Annotated in this window: 15 protein-coding genes and 2 pseudogenes; 9 read left to right on the top strand and 8 right to left on the bottom strand. The window is 69.9% G+C overall.

Going from position 1 to position 16,241, the window contains the following annotated elements; all coding sequences use genetic code 11:
* Positions 1–102 precede the first annotated feature (102 nt).
* Both ACKTSN_RS01625 and ACKTSN_RS01630 read left to right on the top strand, forming a co-directional pair.
* The gene (locus ACKTSN_RS01625; RefSeq protein WP_409467416.1) at positions 103–450 is read left to right on the top strand and encodes a hypothetical protein; all 348 of its coding nucleotides are present in this window, start codon (positions 103–105) and stop codon (positions 448–450) included.
* A gap of 85 nt (positions 451–535) precedes the next feature.
* Entirely contained in the window at positions 536–952 is a 417-nt protein-coding gene (locus ACKTSN_RS01630) for a helix-turn-helix domain-containing protein (RefSeq protein WP_409467417.1), read from the top strand.
* 246 nt (positions 953–1,198) lie between these two features.
* Here ACKTSN_RS01630 and ACKTSN_RS01635 read toward each other — a convergent pair whose 3' ends face one another.
* Complete coding sequence (locus tag ACKTSN_RS01635; protein WP_409467418.1) at positions 1,199–1,603, bottom strand: MerR family transcriptional regulator; 405 nt, start codon at positions 1,601–1,603, stop codon at positions 1,199–1,201.
* Between the two features lie 415 nt (positions 1,604–2,018).
* Here ACKTSN_RS01635 and ACKTSN_RS01640 point away from each other — a divergent pair, with 415 nt between their 5' ends.
* Positions 2,019–3,527 carry a SulP family inorganic anion transporter gene (locus ACKTSN_RS01640; protein WP_409467419.1) on the top strand — a complete coding sequence of 503 codons (1,509 nt, stop codon included), beginning with the start codon at positions 2,019–2,021 and terminating at the stop codon, positions 3,525–3,527.
* Between the two features lie 155 nt (positions 3,528–3,682).
* Here the strand turns inward: ACKTSN_RS01640 and ACKTSN_RS01645 are convergent, their stop codons facing one another.
* Complete coding sequence (locus tag ACKTSN_RS01645) at positions 3,683–4,273, bottom strand: TetR/AcrR family transcriptional regulator (protein WP_409467420.1); 591 nt, start codon at positions 4,271–4,273, stop codon at positions 3,683–3,685.
* 121 nt (positions 4,274–4,394) lie between these two features.
* Here ACKTSN_RS01645 and ACKTSN_RS01650 point away from each other — a divergent pair, with 121 nt between their 5' ends.
* Together ACKTSN_RS01650 and ACKTSN_RS01655 are read left to right on the top strand one after the other, a co-directional pair.
* A complete protein-coding gene (locus ACKTSN_RS01650; protein WP_409467421.1) occupies positions 4,395–5,042 on the top strand; it encodes a peroxiredoxin-like family protein in 648 nt (215 codons plus the stop codon).
* Between the two features lie 344 nt (positions 5,043–5,386).
* On the top strand, positions 5,387–6,457 hold the full coding sequence (locus ACKTSN_RS01655; RefSeq protein WP_409467422.1) for a methyltransferase domain-containing protein: 1,071 nt from the start codon (positions 5,387–5,389) through the stop codon (positions 6,455–6,457).
* 65 nt (positions 6,458–6,522) lie between these two features.
* Here the strand turns inward: ACKTSN_RS01655 and ACKTSN_RS47515 are convergent.
* The 3 genes and pseudogenes from ACKTSN_RS47515 to ACKTSN_RS01665 form a co-directional block, all read right to left on the bottom strand.
* Positions 6,523–6,709 (bottom strand): annotated as a pseudogene (locus tag ACKTSN_RS47515) (IS110 family transposase); the annotation flags it as partial.
* Positions 6,710–6,755: 46 nt separating this feature from the next.
* Positions 6,756–7,178: a spore germination protein GerW family protein gene (locus ACKTSN_RS01660; RefSeq protein ID WP_409467423.1), complete on the bottom strand. Its 423-nt coding sequence runs from the start codon at positions 7,176–7,178 to the stop codon at positions 6,756–6,758.
* 137 nt (positions 7,179–7,315) lie between these two features.
* The gene (locus ACKTSN_RS01665) at positions 7,316–7,606 is read right to left on the bottom strand and encodes a hypothetical protein (protein WP_409467424.1); all 291 of its coding nucleotides are present in this window, start codon (positions 7,604–7,606) and stop codon (positions 7,316–7,318) included.
* Positions 7,607–7,697: 91 nt separating this feature from the next.
* On the opposite strand from ACKTSN_RS01665, the gene ACKTSN_RS01670 reads away from it, so the two are divergent.
* Together ACKTSN_RS01670 and ACKTSN_RS01675 are read left to right on the top strand one after the other, a co-directional pair.
* Positions 7,698–8,153, top strand: coding sequence for a MarR family winged helix-turn-helix transcriptional regulator (locus tag ACKTSN_RS01670; RefSeq protein ID WP_409467425.1), 456 nt, complete (start codon positions 7,698–7,700; stop codon positions 8,151–8,153).
* Positions 8,154–8,541: 388 nt separating this feature from the next.
* Positions 8,542–9,186 (top strand): dihydrofolate reductase family protein, encoded by a 645-nt coding sequence (locus ACKTSN_RS01675; protein ID WP_409467426.1) that lies wholly within the window; start codon positions 8,542–8,544, stop codon positions 9,184–9,186.
* Here the strand turns inward: ACKTSN_RS01675 and ACKTSN_RS01680 are convergent.
* The 3 genes and pseudogenes from ACKTSN_RS01680 to ACKTSN_RS01690 form a co-directional block, all read right to left on the bottom strand.
* Positions 9,151–11,657: pseudogene (locus ACKTSN_RS01680) on the bottom strand (SpoIIE family protein phosphatase); the annotation flags it as partial. The gene ACKTSN_RS01675 and the pseudogene ACKTSN_RS01680 overlap by 36 nt on opposite strands.
* 202 nt (positions 11,658–11,859) lie before the next feature.
* Positions 11,860–12,912: a PP2C family protein-serine/threonine phosphatase gene (locus tag ACKTSN_RS01685; RefSeq protein WP_409467427.1), complete on the bottom strand. Its 1,053-nt coding sequence runs from the start codon at positions 12,910–12,912 to the stop codon at positions 11,860–11,862.
* A gap of 459 nt (positions 12,913–13,371) precedes the next feature.
* On the bottom strand, positions 13,372–13,986 hold the full coding sequence (locus ACKTSN_RS01690; RefSeq protein WP_409467428.1) for a TetR/AcrR family transcriptional regulator: 615 nt from the start codon (positions 13,984–13,986) through the stop codon (positions 13,372–13,374).
* A 186-nt stretch (positions 13,987–14,172) separates the two neighbouring features.
* Between ACKTSN_RS01690 and ACKTSN_RS01695 the strand changes: the two genes are divergently transcribed.
* Both ACKTSN_RS01695 and ACKTSN_RS01700 read left to right on the top strand, forming a co-directional pair.
* Positions 14,173–14,943: an SDR family NAD(P)-dependent oxidoreductase gene (locus tag ACKTSN_RS01695; protein WP_409467429.1), complete on the top strand. Its 771-nt coding sequence runs from the start codon at positions 14,173–14,175 to the stop codon at positions 14,941–14,943.
* A gap of 237 nt (positions 14,944–15,180) precedes the next feature.
* Positions 15,181–16,227, top strand: a complete 1,047-nt coding sequence (locus ACKTSN_RS01700) for a LacI family DNA-binding transcriptional regulator (protein WP_409467430.1) — start codon at positions 15,181–15,183, stop codon at positions 16,225–16,227.
* Positions 16,228–16,241: the final 14 nt, after the last annotated feature.

The following is a 16,241-nucleotide window of genomic DNA, read 5'->3' on the forward strand; positions in this document are numbered from 1 at the left end:
TGTCGTCCCGGTCCATGCCCTCTGGGGTGCTGCAGTCGGGGTGGTCGGCGGCATCGGGTTCGGCATCTGGATGTCGGTTCCCAGCCGATGATGGACACCGCGATGATCACCATGGTCGCCGGCCTGCTCGGCTCCACCAACGCCTTCGTCGGCTGGCTCATCCACCTGGGCATCGCCCTCTTCGCCGGCACCGGCTTCGGCAGCTTGCTGGGCCAGTACGCCCAGAGGATGGCACCGGCCGTCGTGCTCGGCCTCGGCTACGGCGCCGTGTGGTGGGTCCTCGGCGCCCTGTGGATCATGCCCGCCAACATGGGCATGCCCGTCTTCGAGTGGAATGATGTCACCGGCTCCAGCCTCGGCGGCCACCTGGTGTTCGGGCTGCTGGCCGGCCTGGCCTACTCCTGCATTGCCCAGGTGATGGGCAAACGCACTGGCTCGGCCGGGCGATGACGTCGATTCCGCCCGCAGCTCCGGACGGCCCCGGCCCGCTGCCGCAGGGTGCTGCCCAACGCGGCAGCACCCCGGCGGCACCGCGGTGCCCTACTGTCTGGCCCTGGGCGCCGACGCGCTGGCCGTCCCCGCCTGGGGCGCCGCGCCCCCGCCCTGGGCCCCCGGCCGACGGGAGGAGACCCACCGCATGATCGACCACGACGACGTCAACGATCCGGGCCACACCTGGTGCATCTCCGAGGTCGACATCTTCCGCGACCTGCCGGAGCCGGAGATGGACGCCCTCGCCACCCGCATCGACACACCCGCCGGCAAACTCCGGCCGGGTGCCCGCCACCCCCAGATCGCCCTCACCCACGAGCAGCTCGCGGCGCTGGCCGGTACCTCCCGCGAGACCTGCACCAAGGTTCTGCGCGAGTTCGCCGACCGCGGCTTGCTCCGCCTGGCCCGCGGGCGCATCACCGTCCTGGACCCGGCCCGTCTGCTCGACGAAGCCGGATAGCCTCCCGGTACCAAGGCAAGCGCCCTGGGCCTGCCCCAGGCCGCCCAGCAGCGGCGCCTGGCCCGCGCCCTGGGCCTGCAGGATCCGGCGCCCAGGCACCAGGTGAACCTTGCTTCGAGCGCTTCGGGCGGGTGTTGCCGCGCCATGGCCGGCGTCTCGGTGCCGTCTCCGGTGGTTGCGGCGACGTCGATGTCCGGCTCGCGAGCCACCGCACCGGACAGTCCGTCGCGTACTTCGAGTGCTGTTTCAGGGCGTGGGAGTCCATGTGAGGCGCTCGACCAGCGTGGCTGCGAACTCCTCGGCGCGGGACAGCTGGGTGCGCAGGTCCTCGATCCGCTGCTGGGCGGCCTGCTCGAAGCCGCGGATCCGGTCCAGCAGTTTCTCGCGTTCCTCGGACGGCAGTTCTTCGCCCGAGTCGAGGCGGTCGGTGGCCTCCAGCAGGGAACGCATTTCGTCCAAGGTGAAGCCGAGCGGCTTCATACGGCGGATGACCATCAGTCGGGCGACATCGGCCTCGGTGTAGAGGCGGAAGCCGCCCTGGGAGCGGGCGGAGGGGATGACGAGGCCGGTCTCCTCGTAGTGTCGGATCGTGCGCAGCGACAGCTCGGTCCGTGCGGCGGCCTCGCCGATCTGCATGTGCTCGCTGCTCACGCCGGGTGCCTTCCTCGTCTCTCGCCACGGCCGCGAACGGCCGCCGCCAATCTCTACTCTAACGTTAGGGTAGAGTAGTCCTGGTGCCGGGTCGGCTGCCTGCCGTGCCCGTTCCCATGGTGCGGGATGCCGTCCTGTGACCATCAGCCGTGTCGGGGCCGACGACGCCCCCGGCGAAGACCGTGGTCCGCAGGAGAGAGTGTGCGCATGCCCATGATGCCCGGCGCCGCTGCCTGCCCGTCGTGACCCTTCGCGCCCAAGCAGCGCCCGGCTCCCTCACGGGTCGCTTCGCTGCTGCCCACTGACTTCCGTCCGCCGCTCGCGGACTTGGTGGCTGGCCGCCCCGGCCAGCCACGCCTTCCTGCGCGCCCGCAGTGATGCCGGGCGTGCCCGAGCACGACAGGTTCCTTACGTCTTGTCCTCCTCCGCACTGTCCCCGGCCGCGTGGATGCGCGGCTCCCGGCGTCCGTCCTGGCTGTCCGATCCGAAGGTGCTGCGCACCGAGGTGCTGGCCGGTCTCGTGGTCGCCCTGGCGCTGATCCCCGAGGCGATCTCGTTCTCGATCATCGCCGGGGTCGACCCGGCGGTAGGCCTGTTCGCCTCGTTCACCATGGCGGTGACCATCGCGATCGTCGGCGGCCGACCGGCCATGATCTCCGCGGCCACCGGTGCCGTCGCCCTGGTCATCGCCCCCCTCAACCGCGAGCACGGCTTCGGCTACCTCGTCGCGGCGGTCATCCTGGCCGGCGTCTTCCAGATCGCCCTCGGCGCGCTCGGGGTGGCGAAGCTGATGCGGTTCGTGCCGCGCTCGGTGATGGTCGGCTTCGTCAACTCCCTCGCCGTCCTCATCTTCATGGCCCAGGTGCCGGAGATGACGGACGTGCCCTGGCCGGTCTACCCACTGCTCGCGGCCGGGCTGGCGTTGATGGTGTTCTTCCCCAAGGTCACCACGGTGGTCCCGGCGCCGCTGGTGTCCATCGTCATCCTCACCGTCCTCACGGTCGCGGCCGGGATCGCGGTGCCGACCGTGGGCGACAAGGGCGCCCTGCCGTCCTCCCTCCCCGTCCCCGGCCTGCCGGACGTGCCGTTCACCCTGGACACCCTGACCACCGTCGCCCCCTACGCGGTCGCCATGGCCCTGGTCGGCCTGATGGAATCGCTGATGACCGCCAAGCTGGTCGACGACATCACCGACACCCACTCCTCCAAGACCCGCGAGTCCGTCGGCCAGGGCGTCGCCAACATCGTCACCGGCTTCTTCGGCGGCATGGGCGGCTGCGCGATGATCGGCCAGACGATGATCAACGTACGGGTCTCCGGTGCCCGTACCCGGCTGTCGACGTTCCTGGCCGGCGCGTTCCTGATGGTGCTGTGCATCGTCTTCGGGCCGGTCGTCTCCGACATCCCCATGGCCGCGCTCGTCGCCGTGATGGTCATGGTGTCGGTGGCCACCTTCGACTGGCACTCCATCGCGCCGAAGACGCTGAAGCGGATGCCGGCCGGGGAGATCACCGTCATGGTGGTCACCGTCGCCTGTGTAGTCGCCACCCACAACCTCGCCATCGGCGTCGTCGTCGGTTCGATCACCGCGATGGTCATCTTCGCCAAGCGCGTTGCCCACCTCGCCGAGGTCACCGCCGTCACCGACCCCGACCACGCCACCGTCGTCTACCGGGTCACCGGCGAACTGTTCTTCGCCTCCTCCAACGACCTCGTCGGCCAGTTCGACTACGCCACCGACGCCGCCAAGGTCGTCATCGACCTGTCCGCCGCCCACATCTGGGACGCCTCCTCCGTCGCCGCCCTCGACGCCATCGAGACCAAGTACGCCCAGCGCGGCAAGACCGTCGAGATCACTGGGCTGAACGAGCCCAGCGCCCGGATCCACAAGACGCTCAGCGGCGAACTTACCGGCAGCCACTGACCGGCACACGCACACCGCCGAGGGCCGCGGAGGCATCACACTCCGCGGCCCTTTCGGCCCCGGGCTGCTGGACCGGCCCGTCAAGGACCTCTGACGGCTGACCCCGCTCAGCGCCTGCGGGCACCGGGTGCGAACGTGCCGAGGCGGCAGCCCGGTTATGCGGGGCGGAGCGAGTCCAGAGCCGCGGTCACGGTCTTCGCCAGGTCCCGGGCGTCGGCCCCGGCACGCGAGCGCAGATTCACGCCATAGGCGAGCAGCGCCAGCACGTCGGCCGCGGCACCGAGGTCGGCGCAAGGAGCGATCTGGTGCTGGGCGCGGGCGGTGACGAGCGCCTCACGGAAGGCGCCCCGCAGCCGCTGGTGGTGCAGGTCGAGGGCCTCCCGCACGTCGGGATCACCGTTCTCCGGGCCGGCATGCGCGTTGGAGACCATGCAGCCCCAGCGCGCGTACGGGCCGGAGCAACGCGCCTCGATCAGTCCGGCGAAGAACTCGGAGACGGCGGGCAACCCACGGCCGTCGTCCGCCGGCCTCCGGAACGCAGGCTCGGAACGCTCCCGGATGTAGCGGCGCAGGGCGGCGCGGTACAGCTCCTGCTTACCGCCGAAGGTGGCGTACAGGCTGGAACGGTTGAGCCCCGTCGCCGTCACGACGTCCTGGATCCCGGTCGAGGCCACGCCCTGCTGCCAGAACAGCCGCATCACCGTTTCCAGGACGGTGTCCGGATCGAAGTGCTTGATGTCCGGCATCGCTCACCCGCCATCTTGAAATGAGGGTTCCAAGATACCGCCCAATCGTTATCTTGAAACGGTCGTTCCGAGATACCGGAGCGGCCGAGACGACAACCGGCCCACCAGAACGAGTCCGTCCATGACCCTCGACGCCGAGCTGCGCGCCTTCTACGAAGCCCGCCAGCAGCAGATCCCCGCAGAGATCCGGGAGATCATGCGTCGGGCCGGCCAGGAGCTGGCCGACTCCGGCCAGGCCGACCGCGCCCTGACCGCCGGAGCCCAGGCCCCGCTCTTCAGCCTCCCCTCCGCGACAGGACAGACCCTGGCCCTGGACGACCTGCTCGCCCACGGCCCGGTCGTGCTCACCTTCTACCGCGGCGCCTGGTGCCCGTACTGCAACATCGCCCTGCACTCCCTCCAACAACACCACGACGCCATCACCGCACGCGGCGCCTGCCTCGTGGCCGTCTCCCCACAGATCCCCGACGAGTCCCTCACCCTGACCGAGAAGCACAACCTCGCCTTCGACGTCCTCAGCGACCTCGGCTCCGACACCGCCAAGCAGTACGGCCTCGCCTTCGACCTCCCCGGCGACCTCGCCGCCGTCTACGACAAGCTCGGCTTCGATCTCCAACGCGTCAACGACGGCCACTCGCGCACCCTCCCGCTGCCCGCCACATACGTCATCGACCGCACTGGCATCATCCGCTGGGCCTTCGTCACCACCGACTACACCACCCGCGCCGAACCGACCGACATCCTCGCCGCGCTGGACGCCCTGGACTGAGCACGCCACGCTGGGCGTCTGCAGTCGGCCGAGGCCGGCACCTCACGGGACATCAAGTATCGCCACACTCAGGCGAGCCCCGTCCGGCACCAGCGGCCGAGGCACAGCCTGATTGGCCACGGACCTCGCGCAGGCAGTTGACGCGCCTGCCGCTCGGCTGGGCGGGGATGACCGTGCGGCTGCCGCGCCGTCGTATGTGCGCGCGTGCCGCTCGCCGACGCCGCCCGGGGAGTGGAGTTCGCCAACGGCCCGTCGTGGCGGGCGGACACGGGGCGCGGCCCGGTGTTTGGCTTGCCGGGGCGGTCGCTCTCCGCGATCGTGCTCGACTTGCCAGGAGGGACATCATGGCGGCACCGCGCGAGTTGGACGAGGCAAAGGTCGAAGCCTTCATGGCGAAGGCGCTCGGGGACCTCAGCGGGGCGATGACGATCGGTCTGTGCCATCTGGGCGACCGGCTGGGCCTGTTCAAGGACCTTGCCACCAGTGGCCCCGCCGGCAGCCAGGAGCTTGCGGACCGTCTGGACCTGAACGAGCGTTACGTACGCGAGTGGCTGCGTGGGCTCACCGCCGCGGGCTATCTGGAGGAACCGGAGCCCGGGCGCTTCGCCCTTCCCGCCGAACACGCCCCCGCCCTGGCCGACGAATCAGGGCCCATGTTCCTCGGCGGCGTCTACCAGATGATCCCCGGCACCCTGGCACCGTACGAACGGCTGTGCGAGATGTTCCGGAGTGGCGGCGGGGTACCACAGAGCGACTACCCGGACATCCTGTGGGACGGCATGAGCCGTTTCACCGGCAGCTGGTTCGAGAGCGTGATGGTCGAGGACTGGCTGAGCGCCTTCCCCCACGTCGTCGAGGGGCTGGAACGGGGCATCGATGTCGCGGACGTGGGATGCGGCGCGGGCCGCGCCCTGATCGTGCTCGCCAAGGCGTTTCCCCGCTCGCGTTTCACGGGCTTCGACAACTTCCCGGGCCAGGTGGAACGTGCCCGGCAGAACGCGGAGAAGGCCGGCGTGGCCGACCGGGTGACCTTCGAAACGATGGATGTCGCCCAGGGGCTTCCCGGGCGCTACGACCTGATCACCACCTTTGACGTCATCCACGACGCGGCTGAACCGAAGCAGCTTCTTTCCGCCATCAGGGCTGCGGTCAAGGACGACGGCGACTACCTGATGCTCGAGATCAACTGCCGGGACCGCCCCGAGGACAACGTGGGCCCCGTCGCAACGATGTTCTACGGGTTCAGCATGTTCTACTGCATGACCACGTCCCTCGCGAGCGGCGGAGCCGCCCTGGGAACGTGCGGTATGCCCGAGGCGGTCGTACGCAGTATGTGCGCCGAGGCAGGCTTCAGCGACGTGGCCCGCTCCACGGCGGACGACCCTTTCAACGTCCTGTACGACATCAAGCCGTAAGCCGATATGGACCTGCGGCAGCGGGCCCTGCGCGATTGAGGTCAAGACATCCGATGCAGTTGACTCTCGTCACCGGGCCGGAGCACGCCGAAGTCCTTGCGCATACGGGCCTGATCCGCGATGACGAAGGCATCCTTCACGTCCGTTTGCCTGGCCCCGGTAGGCGGCCGATGCCTGGTGAACGGCGAGGCCGGTGAGGTAGACCATCGGCGCGTTGTGGCTGAGCAGAAGGCCGATGAGCACAGCAGTCCCGCAACGGATGACCGTCTCAAACCCGCGCTTGGAAGGTAGGACAAGCTCAGCGAATGCGGCGCTTGGCGAGGCGGCGGGCGAGACGCGGGAGGACTGTGCCTACCAGGAGGGCGGCGAGTGGGAGGACGACGTCCGCCCATGGATCCCGGAGAGACTTGTACGTCGCGGTGCCCTCCTTGATTTCGATGAACCCGATGGGCCGGGCCCCCGCTCCGCCGCCGCCTCCTCCGCCCTCGCCGGTCTTGTCCTTGCCGACTTCGCGTCCCGCGCCGCCGCCGAAGCCGAAGCCGACCTCGGCGACCGGTATGACGGTGATGCCTTCGCTGACCACGGGCTCGCCGTAGACGGCGGTCACCGAGGCCCGGCCGCCGAGCTTGTCGGCCAGGCGTTCCAGGAGGGTGACCGAGGCGTGGGCTGCGGTCATGTCCGCCAGCGGGACGGACTGTGCCGTGTCGTCCGAGGTGGTCATCGAGTGCCTTCCGGGTAGGGGCGTTCGGCGGTGCCGAGGATGTGGGTGCCGGCCGGTGAGGGCATCCGGGTGGCAGGAAGGGGAACCGGTCGACAGTGGTAACGGTGAAGCCGGCGGCGGTGATGGCCGTCTGAGTGTCACGGCCGGTGTGGCAGCCGCCCGTCAGCCGGGGCCAGACCGCGGCGTCGAGCCCGCGCTGGACGCGCCGCATTGCGGGCGAGTCGGCCCGGACGTGTTCGAAGAACCGCAGCCGGCCGCCCGGCCGCAGAACCCTTCAGTCCGTTGCCTGCGCCGACCTCGATGGCCTCGCCGGACAGGCCGACCAGCAACCGACGGCGGTGTTCGGTGACGCCGGCCTTCTTCAGGGCCGGGGCGGCCGGTTTGGCGTAGAAGCGGGCGAAGACCGGGTGCTTGATGCGCTGGGTCATGGTGACCGTCTCCCTCTGCGGCAGCATCCCTGCGACGTCGCTGGGCTACTCTGATATGCGGAGGTGCTACATAGTGAAGTCACTTCACGATATGCCGAAGCGACCCTCTTCCGCCAGAGTCTCACTGGACCGGCTCTTCGAGCTGGCCGAGGTGCTGGGCGCCATGGTGCAGCGCGGGGTGGCCGAACACGGCCTGACCACGGCACGCGCCGGTGTGCTGTGGGCCCTGTTCCACGAGGGGCCGATGACTCAGCGGGCGCTGGCCGGTCGGCTGGGAGTCACGCCCCGCAACGTCACCGGGCTTCTGGACGCGCTGCAGGAGAACGGACTGGTGGTCCGTGAGGCCCACCCGACCGACCGGCGCGCGACCCTCGTCTCCCTCACGGGCAGGGGGCGCGAGGTCACCGCCGGGCTCCGCGGGGGACACGACGACCTGGCCGCCGCACTGTTCGCGGACATGCCTCCGGGGCAGCTCGATGACTTCACCATCTCCCTGGCTCAGGTGATCGAGCGACTCAAGGCCGTTGATCCCACCCGGCAGAGGTGATGGCCTGGGCAAGCCCGCAAGCCGTTGGAAGGCGTGGGGGCGGACGTCAGTTTTCGGCTCTGTACCACGGCGCGTCGGACGAGTGACACTGCGTCGGCGGCGAGCCGGAGGGCATACACCGGCCGGTCGCCGGGGACGGGGCCGAGGTAGTCGTGGCCGGTCGGCGGTCTCGGACCCCGGACTGGCGCTCAGGCATCCGCCGCTGAGTCCGTCACCTCCGTACGGGTGGCGGGATCCTTCGAGCGAGTCGCCCGCATCGCCATGAGGTCGCACTGCTGCCCCGAATGGGTTAATCAGGTGACCCAATTTCTCGCCAGTCACGAGCGCAGCGATGAGTTTCCCGGCCCGGAGAGTCTCACCACCGTTGTCGGCAACACAGGAGGAACACGTGGCTCAGCTACTGAGAGTTCAGAACTTCAACGTCTCGAGTGACGGGATCGGTGCCGGTGAGGACCAGAGCTTCGAGAGTCCGTTCGGCCACGCCTCCCCCGAGAGGCTGTTCGCCTGGGCCGGCGCCACGGCGAGCTGGCCCATGCGCACCGACCCCGGGGGGAGCCGGGGCCTCGACGACTACTTCACGCGGGACTACGCACGCAACATCGGCGCCGAGATCATGGGCCGCAACAAGTTCGGGCCCCAGCGCGGGCCCTGGCACGACCATGAGTGGCGCGGCTGGTGGGGTGACGAGCCCCCGTTCCGCACCCCGGTGTTCGTCATGACCCACCACAAGCGTCCTTCGTTCACGCTCTCCGACACCACGTTCCACTTCGTCGACGGCCGGCCGGCCACGGTCCTCGAGCAGGCGCGGGAGGCGGCGCAGGGCAAGGACGTCCGACTCGGCGGCGGGGTGACCACGATCCGGCAGTTCCTGGACGCCGACCTCATCGACACCATGCACGTGGCGGTCTCGCCGGTGAAGCTCGGGTCCGGTCTACGGCTCTGGGAGTCCCCCGATGAGCTGCTCGACCGGTTCCACCTTGAGGTCGTGCCCAGCCCGAGCGGCGTGACGCACCACCTGTTCTGGCGAAGGTGAGACGATCAGCTCCGTGGTGAATCCGATGTCCTCAAGCCTCCACTCCCGCAACTTCTGCGTGCAGTGCGCCCGCACCGAGGGCACCACCGCAGGGTCCGACGGCACGTCCCACTCGGCCACGCACGAGGGCGGGAACAGTCGGGTGCGCGCCACGAGCAGCGCGATGTCGTCGGAGGGGTGCGCCGGCTTCAACGCATCGATCACCGCCTGACACGTCTCCTCCGCAGTACGCCCCCCGGTCCCGTCCAACGCCCGACGCAGCGTGTCCAGCCCGACGTCCAGGTCGCGGGTGCGGTCCCCGACCAGGCCGTTGGTGTACAGCACCAGTTGTGAACCTTCGGGCAGGTGCAACTCGGCGGTTTCGAAGGGGTGGCCTCCCAGCCGAGCGGGACCGATGCCGGCGCGTCGGAACAGGTGACGGTCCCGTCCGGACTCACCACCACCGGGTCGGGGTGTCCCGCCCGGGCCAGTGTGCATTTCCCCGCTGTCGGGTCGTAGACCGCGTACAGACACGTCGCACCGGTCACGCCCTCACCCTCGTGTCCTTCCGCGGCACTGCCGGTGCTCTCCTCGTTGTCCATGCGTACGACCAGGTCGTCCAGGTGCCCGAGCACCTCCTCCACGGGGAGGTCGAGCGTGGAGAAGTTGTGCACCGCGGTGCGCAGTCGCCCCATCGTCGCCGCGGCGTGCACCCCGTGACCGACGACGTCGCCCATCACCAACGCCACTCGAGCGCCCGGCAGCGGGATGACGTCGAACCAGTCTCCGCCCACCCCCGCCTCCGCCGGCAGATATCGCCAGGCCACCTCCAGTGCGTCCTGGTCCGGCTGCCCCCGCGGCAGCAGACTGCGCTGCAGCGTCACCGCCATCGCGTGTTCCCGGGTGAACCTCCGGGCGTTGTCGAGGGCCACCGCTGCCCGCGCGGCCAACTCCTCCGCAAAGGACACGTCCTCCGGCTCGAACGGCGGGGAATCACCCGTCCGGTAGAAGTTCGCCACGCCCAGCGGCACTCCCCTCGCCCGCAGCGGCACGGTGACCAGCGCGTGCAACCCGCGCTCCAGAGCCTCTCGAGCGCGATCCGGATCCTGCTCCTGCCGCAGGTCCGCCTCCAGCACGCCCCGTCCCTCCGGCAGCGTCCGCATCTGCGGGGCCCCCGGCAGGTACGTGATCACTTCCCCGAGACGATACGCCGGCATCATCCGGCGCTCGCCGCTGACGGCCACACGCCGAAGATGCCGCCATCCCTCGGCCGTCGGCTCCGATCCTCGCAACACCGAATCCAGCAGATCCACCGTGGCGACGTCTGCGAACTGCGGCACAGCCACTTCGGCGAGCTCCTGGGCCGTACGCCTTACATCCAGCGTCGTCCCGATCCGCACCCCGGCCCCATACAGCAGCTTCAGGCGCTCCCCCGCCACCTCGGCCCGTCCCGAGACTGCAGCCAGCTCGGTGGTGTCCCGCAACGTCACCACGCTGCCTTCCTTGGCTGCGTGCGGGAACGTGGGCCGCTTGTTCACCGCCAGCAGGCGGTCCTCCGCGAGATGCACCTCATCGGTCACCGCCTCGGGCGACATGATCAAGCGCCCGATCTGCTCCGGCAGCCCCAGCTCCCGCACATGGCGCCCCTGCGCCGCCGCCGGAAGGCCCAGCAGTCGTTGCGCCTCGTCGTTGGCCAGCACCAGTCGACTGTCGGCGTCAGTGATCAGCACCCCTTCCCGCACAGCGTGCAGGACGGCGTCGTGGTGTTCGTACATCCGCGCCAGTTCCGCCGGCGCCATGCCGTGCGTCTGCCGCCGCAGCCGCCGGGACACGAGGGTCGTACCGGTCGTGGCCAGCACGAGCGCCGCCGCGCCGGCACCGAGGATGATCGGCAGCTGTGGCATCCACAGTCTCGACACGTTCTTGACCGTGATCCCTGCGGAGACCAGGCCGACGACCGTGCCGCGGGAGTCGGTCACCGGCACCACAGCCTGCACGGCCGTGCCCTTGCCTGCGGGTAGCGGTGGGCCGCCGGCCTGCTCGATGACGGTATGCCCTTCCAGCGCCGGTTCGAAGGTGCCGACGAACTTCTTCCCGATCTCTTCCGGGTAGGGGTACGTGTAACGAATTCCCTCTGTGTTCACGGCAACGATGAAATCCACGCCCGCTCGCTTCCGTGCCGCTTCGGCTCGCGGCTGCAGCACCGCGGCCGGGTCCCGGCTGCGGAACGCCTCGACGACACCGGGGGCACTCGCGAACGCCTGGGCCGCGACGACCGACTCCCTGCGCCCCTGCTGCAGAGCGTCGTTTGCCGCCTGAAACAGCGTGGCGGCCACCGCAGTCACGACCAACAGCACCACGATCACGACCTGGAGAAGGAACACCTGCCCGGCTGCGCTGTGCGGGTTCAGCAGGGAAGCGCGACGGTCGTGCGAACGTCCGGTGGGCGGATGACGCGGCGGAGTCGGATACCGCCTGATCGATGCCCGCATATACCTTTCATATCACCGCCGTGCGGGCCGGGACCGACGCAACCGACACCGTTTGCGGGCCTTGGTCCTGCCGGACATGCTGAAGCAGAACTGCGCCCGTGCCACTGGGCACCGGGCCCAGATCCCCCGCCGATCAGGAGTAGGACCGCCGGGGTGGGATGCCCAGGCTCGGCGGGCGAGTCCCCGCACGGCTTCCAGCCACCTACACGGAGCGCTCCGGAGCCCCTGTGGGCCGGCAGCGCACGGCGAGCGCGGCGATGTCGTCGTCGAGTCTTCCGCCGCTGTAGTGGAGCAGGTCCCGGTGAAGCCGGTCCAGCAGCTCACGGGGCGGCGCCGGGCAGTGCTGCCGCATCCAGTCCGGCAGCGGGAAGAACTCGCCGGTGCGGTCCCGGGTCTCCGAAACCCCGTCGGTGTAGAGCAGTATTTGGTCACCCGGGACGAAGGCGATGGTGTCGACGCAGTAGTCGTCTCCGACGAGCGCCGCGAGATTGAGGGGCGCCGAGGGGATGGTCGGCTCGAGGACGTGCACCTCCCCGCGCTGCACCAGCAGCGGTGGTGGGTGCCCGCAGTTGAGAACTCTGATGTGCCCGCCGCCGTACGGGATCTCGGCGATCAGAGCGGTGGCGAAGTGCTCCGGCTGATCGTGGGCGGGGGTCGCCATGCTGTAGCGGGCGATGCTGGTCTCCAGGCGACGGATGATGCCCTTCAGTTCGGGCTGGTCGTACGCGTTCTCCCGGAAGCAGTTGATCACCACCGAGGCCGCCCCCACCGCCGACAGGCCCTTGCCGCGCACGTCGCCGATGAGCAGCCGAACCCCATACGGTGTGTCGGCCGCCTCGTAGAAGTCGCCTCCGATCCGGGCCTGCTCCTGGGCCGCCAGATACAGCGACTCGATTTCGACGTCCTGGATCCGGCGCGGCAGCGGGCGCAGCAGCACTTTCTGGGCTGCGTCCGCGACGAGCCGGAGTTGGAAGAGTGTCTCCTCTCGTTGGAGTCGGAGATGGCTTGCATACGCGGCCGCCAAGGTGACGGCAACGATCGCAGCAGCCGTGTACGGCGTCCCCAGATCGGAGTAGACGAAGCTGAGCCCGATCATGACCAGTAGGCAGAACGCCCCCAGCAGGACCGTCGGGAGTACGGGCCACATCGCGGCGGCGAGGGCGGGTGCCGCGGGCAGCAGGCGACTGAAGGCGATCTCCCTCGGGGTGGAGACGGCCAGGCCGCTGATGACGACGGTAATAATCACCGGTGACATCAGTACTGCTTTCCCCTGGCCACCGTGGGGTGGGTGGCGGCGCCGGAGCCGTCCGGACCTGATCACAAAATGCATCTTATCGGGATGAAATGCTCATCGGCTGTGATGCAACGGGCACTCATGCGCGGCGGTCATCCGCCTTGAACCGTCCCCAACACGCCCAGGCGACGGCCCACGAGCCGCAACCGCTTTTCGCACCGGGCAACCGAGGGCTGGGATCGGTTGCGCCTCCGGCGCCGTCAGGACGCCGGAGGCGCGGCCCGGCAGACAGGGCACAGGCCCCCCAACGTCACCGCGGCCCCCTGCGTGTCGCACTCCTCCGGCAGCCGAGGCTCCATGCACGGAGCCGCACCCCCCGTGCACTCCACGTCACCAGCAGAGTCACCAGCCGGGCATGGAAGCCGAGGTCGATTTCGGTGATGCGGTGGCGCCGGTCCTGCGCGGCGACGGCTGATGCCGTCACTTGCCGGTGCGCCCGGTCGCCGATGCCCGTAGGTTCTCGATGGCGTTGTCCAGCGCCGCCTCGAGGTGGGTCGTGTCGCCCGTGGCCATCATGATCGCCACGCCTCCCTGGATACCGGCCAGCAACGCCGCGGCCGCCCGATCCACGTCGAAGGCCGGCGACACCAGGCCGCCCGCCTGAAGGGCACGCATACCGCGGGCGAGTTGCTCCTGCCACTGGCGCATCAGCTCCGTCACGATGGCCCGTGAGCCGGGGCGGGACCGCCCGACCTGCAGGAACAGAGATCCCAGGGGGCATTGATCCCCCTGTCGTTCATAGCGTTCCACCACAGCGTCCCGCCACCGGTACCAGGACTCCCACGAGTCGAGACTCCCCAGGTGCGGCTGCTGATCCGCCAGGACGCGATCCGCCTCGAACTGGGCCACCGCCAGCAGCAGTTCGTCCTTGCCGTCGGGGAAGTAGTGGAAGAGCTGACTCTTGCTCGTGCCGGTACGGCCGCGGATGTCGTCGAGCGTCGTGAAGGCGACGCCTTGCTCTCGCAGCACCTCGGCCGCGCCTTCGACGATGCGGGCCCGAGTGGCCCGGCCCTTGGCCGTCGGCGCGTCCGGCATCGTGCCCCCTACGTCAGTGGACTGGTGAGTTCAGTTTACAGACCGGGAACCGACTGACTCGCGCATTTCTGGACTTGCCAGTTCATTTTTGGCGACGCACAGTGGGTCGCGCGGCTCGGACACCGGGCCGCCGTCCGAAGCCGGTCGGCTGCCCCGACCGCGCAGTGGCCAGACAAGGAATCACACATGAGTGAAAGACTGCGGAACAAGTCGGCGCTGGTCACGGGGTCGACCAGCAATATCGGGCAGGCGATCGCCGAGGCATTCGCCGCCGAGGGGGCGCACGTCATCGTGTCCGGGCGCAACCGGGAACGAGGCGCGAAGGTGGTTGAGGGCATCCGGGCATCCGGTGGGCGGGCCGACTTCCTGGTGGCGGACCTCGACGGCAGCGCGCAAGCCTCCCAGAACCTCGCCGAACGGGCCCGCGAGACCTTGAGCGGACGGATCGACATCCTGGTGAACAACGCCGGCATCTACCCGGCCGCCGCGACCACCACGACCGACGAGGAGACGTTCGACCAGGTCTACGCGGTGAACGTGAAGGCACCCTTCTTCCTGACCGCTGCCGTCGCCCCCGCCATGACCGAGGCCGGTGGCGGGGTCATCATCAACCTCGGCTCCTGGATCGCCCGCCTCGGCGTCCCGGTCGGCGCGCTCTACAGCTCCACCAAGGGAGCCATGGAGACGCTCACCCGGGCATGGGCCGCCGAGTTCGGGCCAATGGGCGTGCGAGTGAACGCCATCTCGCCGGGTGTGATCCTGCCCCCGGCGCCGGAGGGAAGCGAACCCCATCCGGGCCAGGTCATGATGAACGGGACCCCGGCCGGCGGCGTCGGCACGCCGGACGCCGTCGCACACGCGGCCGTCTGGCTGGCCAGTGACGAGTCCGCCTTCGTACACGGAACCGTGGTGGACGTCGACGGCGGCCGCACGGGCGCCGCGGTCATCGCCGCGTAGCGCTCACCGCCGCAGCCGGGCAGCGCTGGGCGGCCGTGCGGGCGATGTCGGTTCGTGGCGGGCCCTCTTCTGGTATTCGTCGCCGCCGCGCGGGTGCCGCACCGAGGCAGGGGATCGACAACGGCGGCTTGAACGATAAAATCAACCGCCTTGGGGCACGGGGGCCCGAGGACGCGGCCGACCGTCCGTCCCCCGTGTACGGTTCACCGTTCGGCCGAGACCATCCAGGGAGTGAGCGTGGCACTCAACTCCGGGCGCGGGCGCCCTGCCGAGGGAGGCTCCGCCACGATCTCGGACGTCGCTCAGGCGGCCGGGGTCTCCCGCCAGACGGTGTCCAACGTGCTCAACGCACCCCACCGCGTACGCCCCGTGACCCGCGAGCGGGTGGAGCAGGTCATCGCCGAGCTCGGCTACCACCCGAACCGGGTGGCCCGCTCGCTGCGGGCCAGCTCGCCCGGGATGGTCGGGTACCGGATCCAGCCGGTGTCCACCGAGTCCGTGGCCGCCATCAACGACCGCTTCCTGCACGCGCTCGTCGAGGCGGGTCAGGCCGGGAACCACCATGTGCTGCTGTTCACGGCAGCCGACACGGACGCGGAGAGCGACCACTGCACCGCACTTTGGCGCACCGGTGCCGTGAGCGGTGTGGTGCTCTACGACATCGAGCCGCACGATCAGCGGCCGGAGCGGTTGATCGCCGCCGGCGTTCCCTTCGCCGCCTTCGGACGCACCGCTGCCGGCACCGACCGCTACAGCTGGGTCGACATCGACAACGCGGCCGGAACGGAGGCCGCCGTCGACCATTTGGTGGCGGCGGGCCACCGGCGGATCGGGTTCCTCGGCTGGCCGGAGGGGACGAGCGTCGGCGACGCCAGGGCGCGCGGCTGGCTCGCGGCCATGGACCGGCACGGCCTGCTGGCGCAGAGCCACCGGCTGGACGTACGCGGGCCGGACGCGATATCGACGGGGACATGCCTCATGGCCGAGCTGCTGGACCGACCGGAGCCGCCGAGTGCGGTCGTCGCGGCGACGGACACGCTGGCGGTGGGCGCGCTCCAGGCCCTGCGTGACCGCGGGCTGCGGGCGGGCGAGGACGTGGCCGTGGTGGGCTTCGACGACACGGCGGCGGCGTCGGCGCTGGGGTTGTCGAGCGTGCGCCAGCCGATCGAGGAGGTGGGCCGCTTGATCATGGCCGAACTCCTCCGCGCCACCACCGGCCCCGCGGACCTGGACCCCCTCCAGCGCCTCCTGGAGCCGGAGTTGGTGCTCCGGGCCAGCGGGTGACCACGGGGATCAGC

It is taken from the genome of Streptomyces flavusporus (assembly GCF_046267975.1).
Classification (GTDB): domain Bacteria; phylum Actinomycetota; class Actinomycetes; order Streptomycetales; family Streptomycetaceae; genus Streptomyces; species Streptomyces flavusporus.

Excerpts from the sequence above, each read along its gene's own strand:
- ACKTSN_RS01670 (WP_409467425.1), top strand. The coding sequence starts at position 7,698 with ATGCCGAAGCGACCCTCTTCCGCCAGAGTCTCACTGGACCGGCTCTTC.
- ACKTSN_RS01690 (WP_409467428.1), bottom strand. The coding sequence starts at position 13,986 with ATGCCGGACGCGCCGACGGCCAAGGGCCGGGCCACTCGGGCCCGCATC.
- ACKTSN_RS01660 (WP_409467423.1), bottom strand. The coding sequence starts at position 7,178 with ATGACCACCTCGGACGACACGGCACAGTCCGTCCCGCTGGCGGACATG.
- ACKTSN_RS01625 (WP_409467416.1), top strand. The coding sequence starts at position 103 with ATGATCACCATGGTCGCCGGCCTGCTCGGCTCCACCAACGCCTTCGTC.
- ACKTSN_RS01685 (WP_409467427.1), bottom strand. The coding sequence starts at position 12,912 with ATGTCACCGGTGATTATTACCGTCGTCATCAGCGGCCTGGCCGTCTCC.
- ACKTSN_RS01645 (WP_409467420.1), bottom strand. The coding sequence starts at position 4,273 with ATGCCGGACATCAAGCACTTCGATCCGGACACCGTCCTGGAAACGGTG.
- ACKTSN_RS01655 (WP_409467422.1), top strand. The coding sequence starts at position 5,387 with ATGGCGGCACCGCGCGAGTTGGACGAGGCAAAGGTCGAAGCCTTCATG.
- ACKTSN_RS01665 (WP_409467424.1), bottom strand. The coding sequence starts at position 7,606 with ATGACCCAGCGCATCAAGCACCCGGTCTTCGCCCGCTTCTACGCCAAA.
- ACKTSN_RS01650 (WP_409467421.1), top strand. The coding sequence starts at position 4,395 with ATGACCCTCGACGCCGAGCTGCGCGCCTTCTACGAAGCCCGCCAGCAG.
- ACKTSN_RS01695 (WP_409467429.1), top strand. The coding sequence starts at position 14,173 with ATGAGTGAAAGACTGCGGAACAAGTCGGCGCTGGTCACGGGGTCGACC.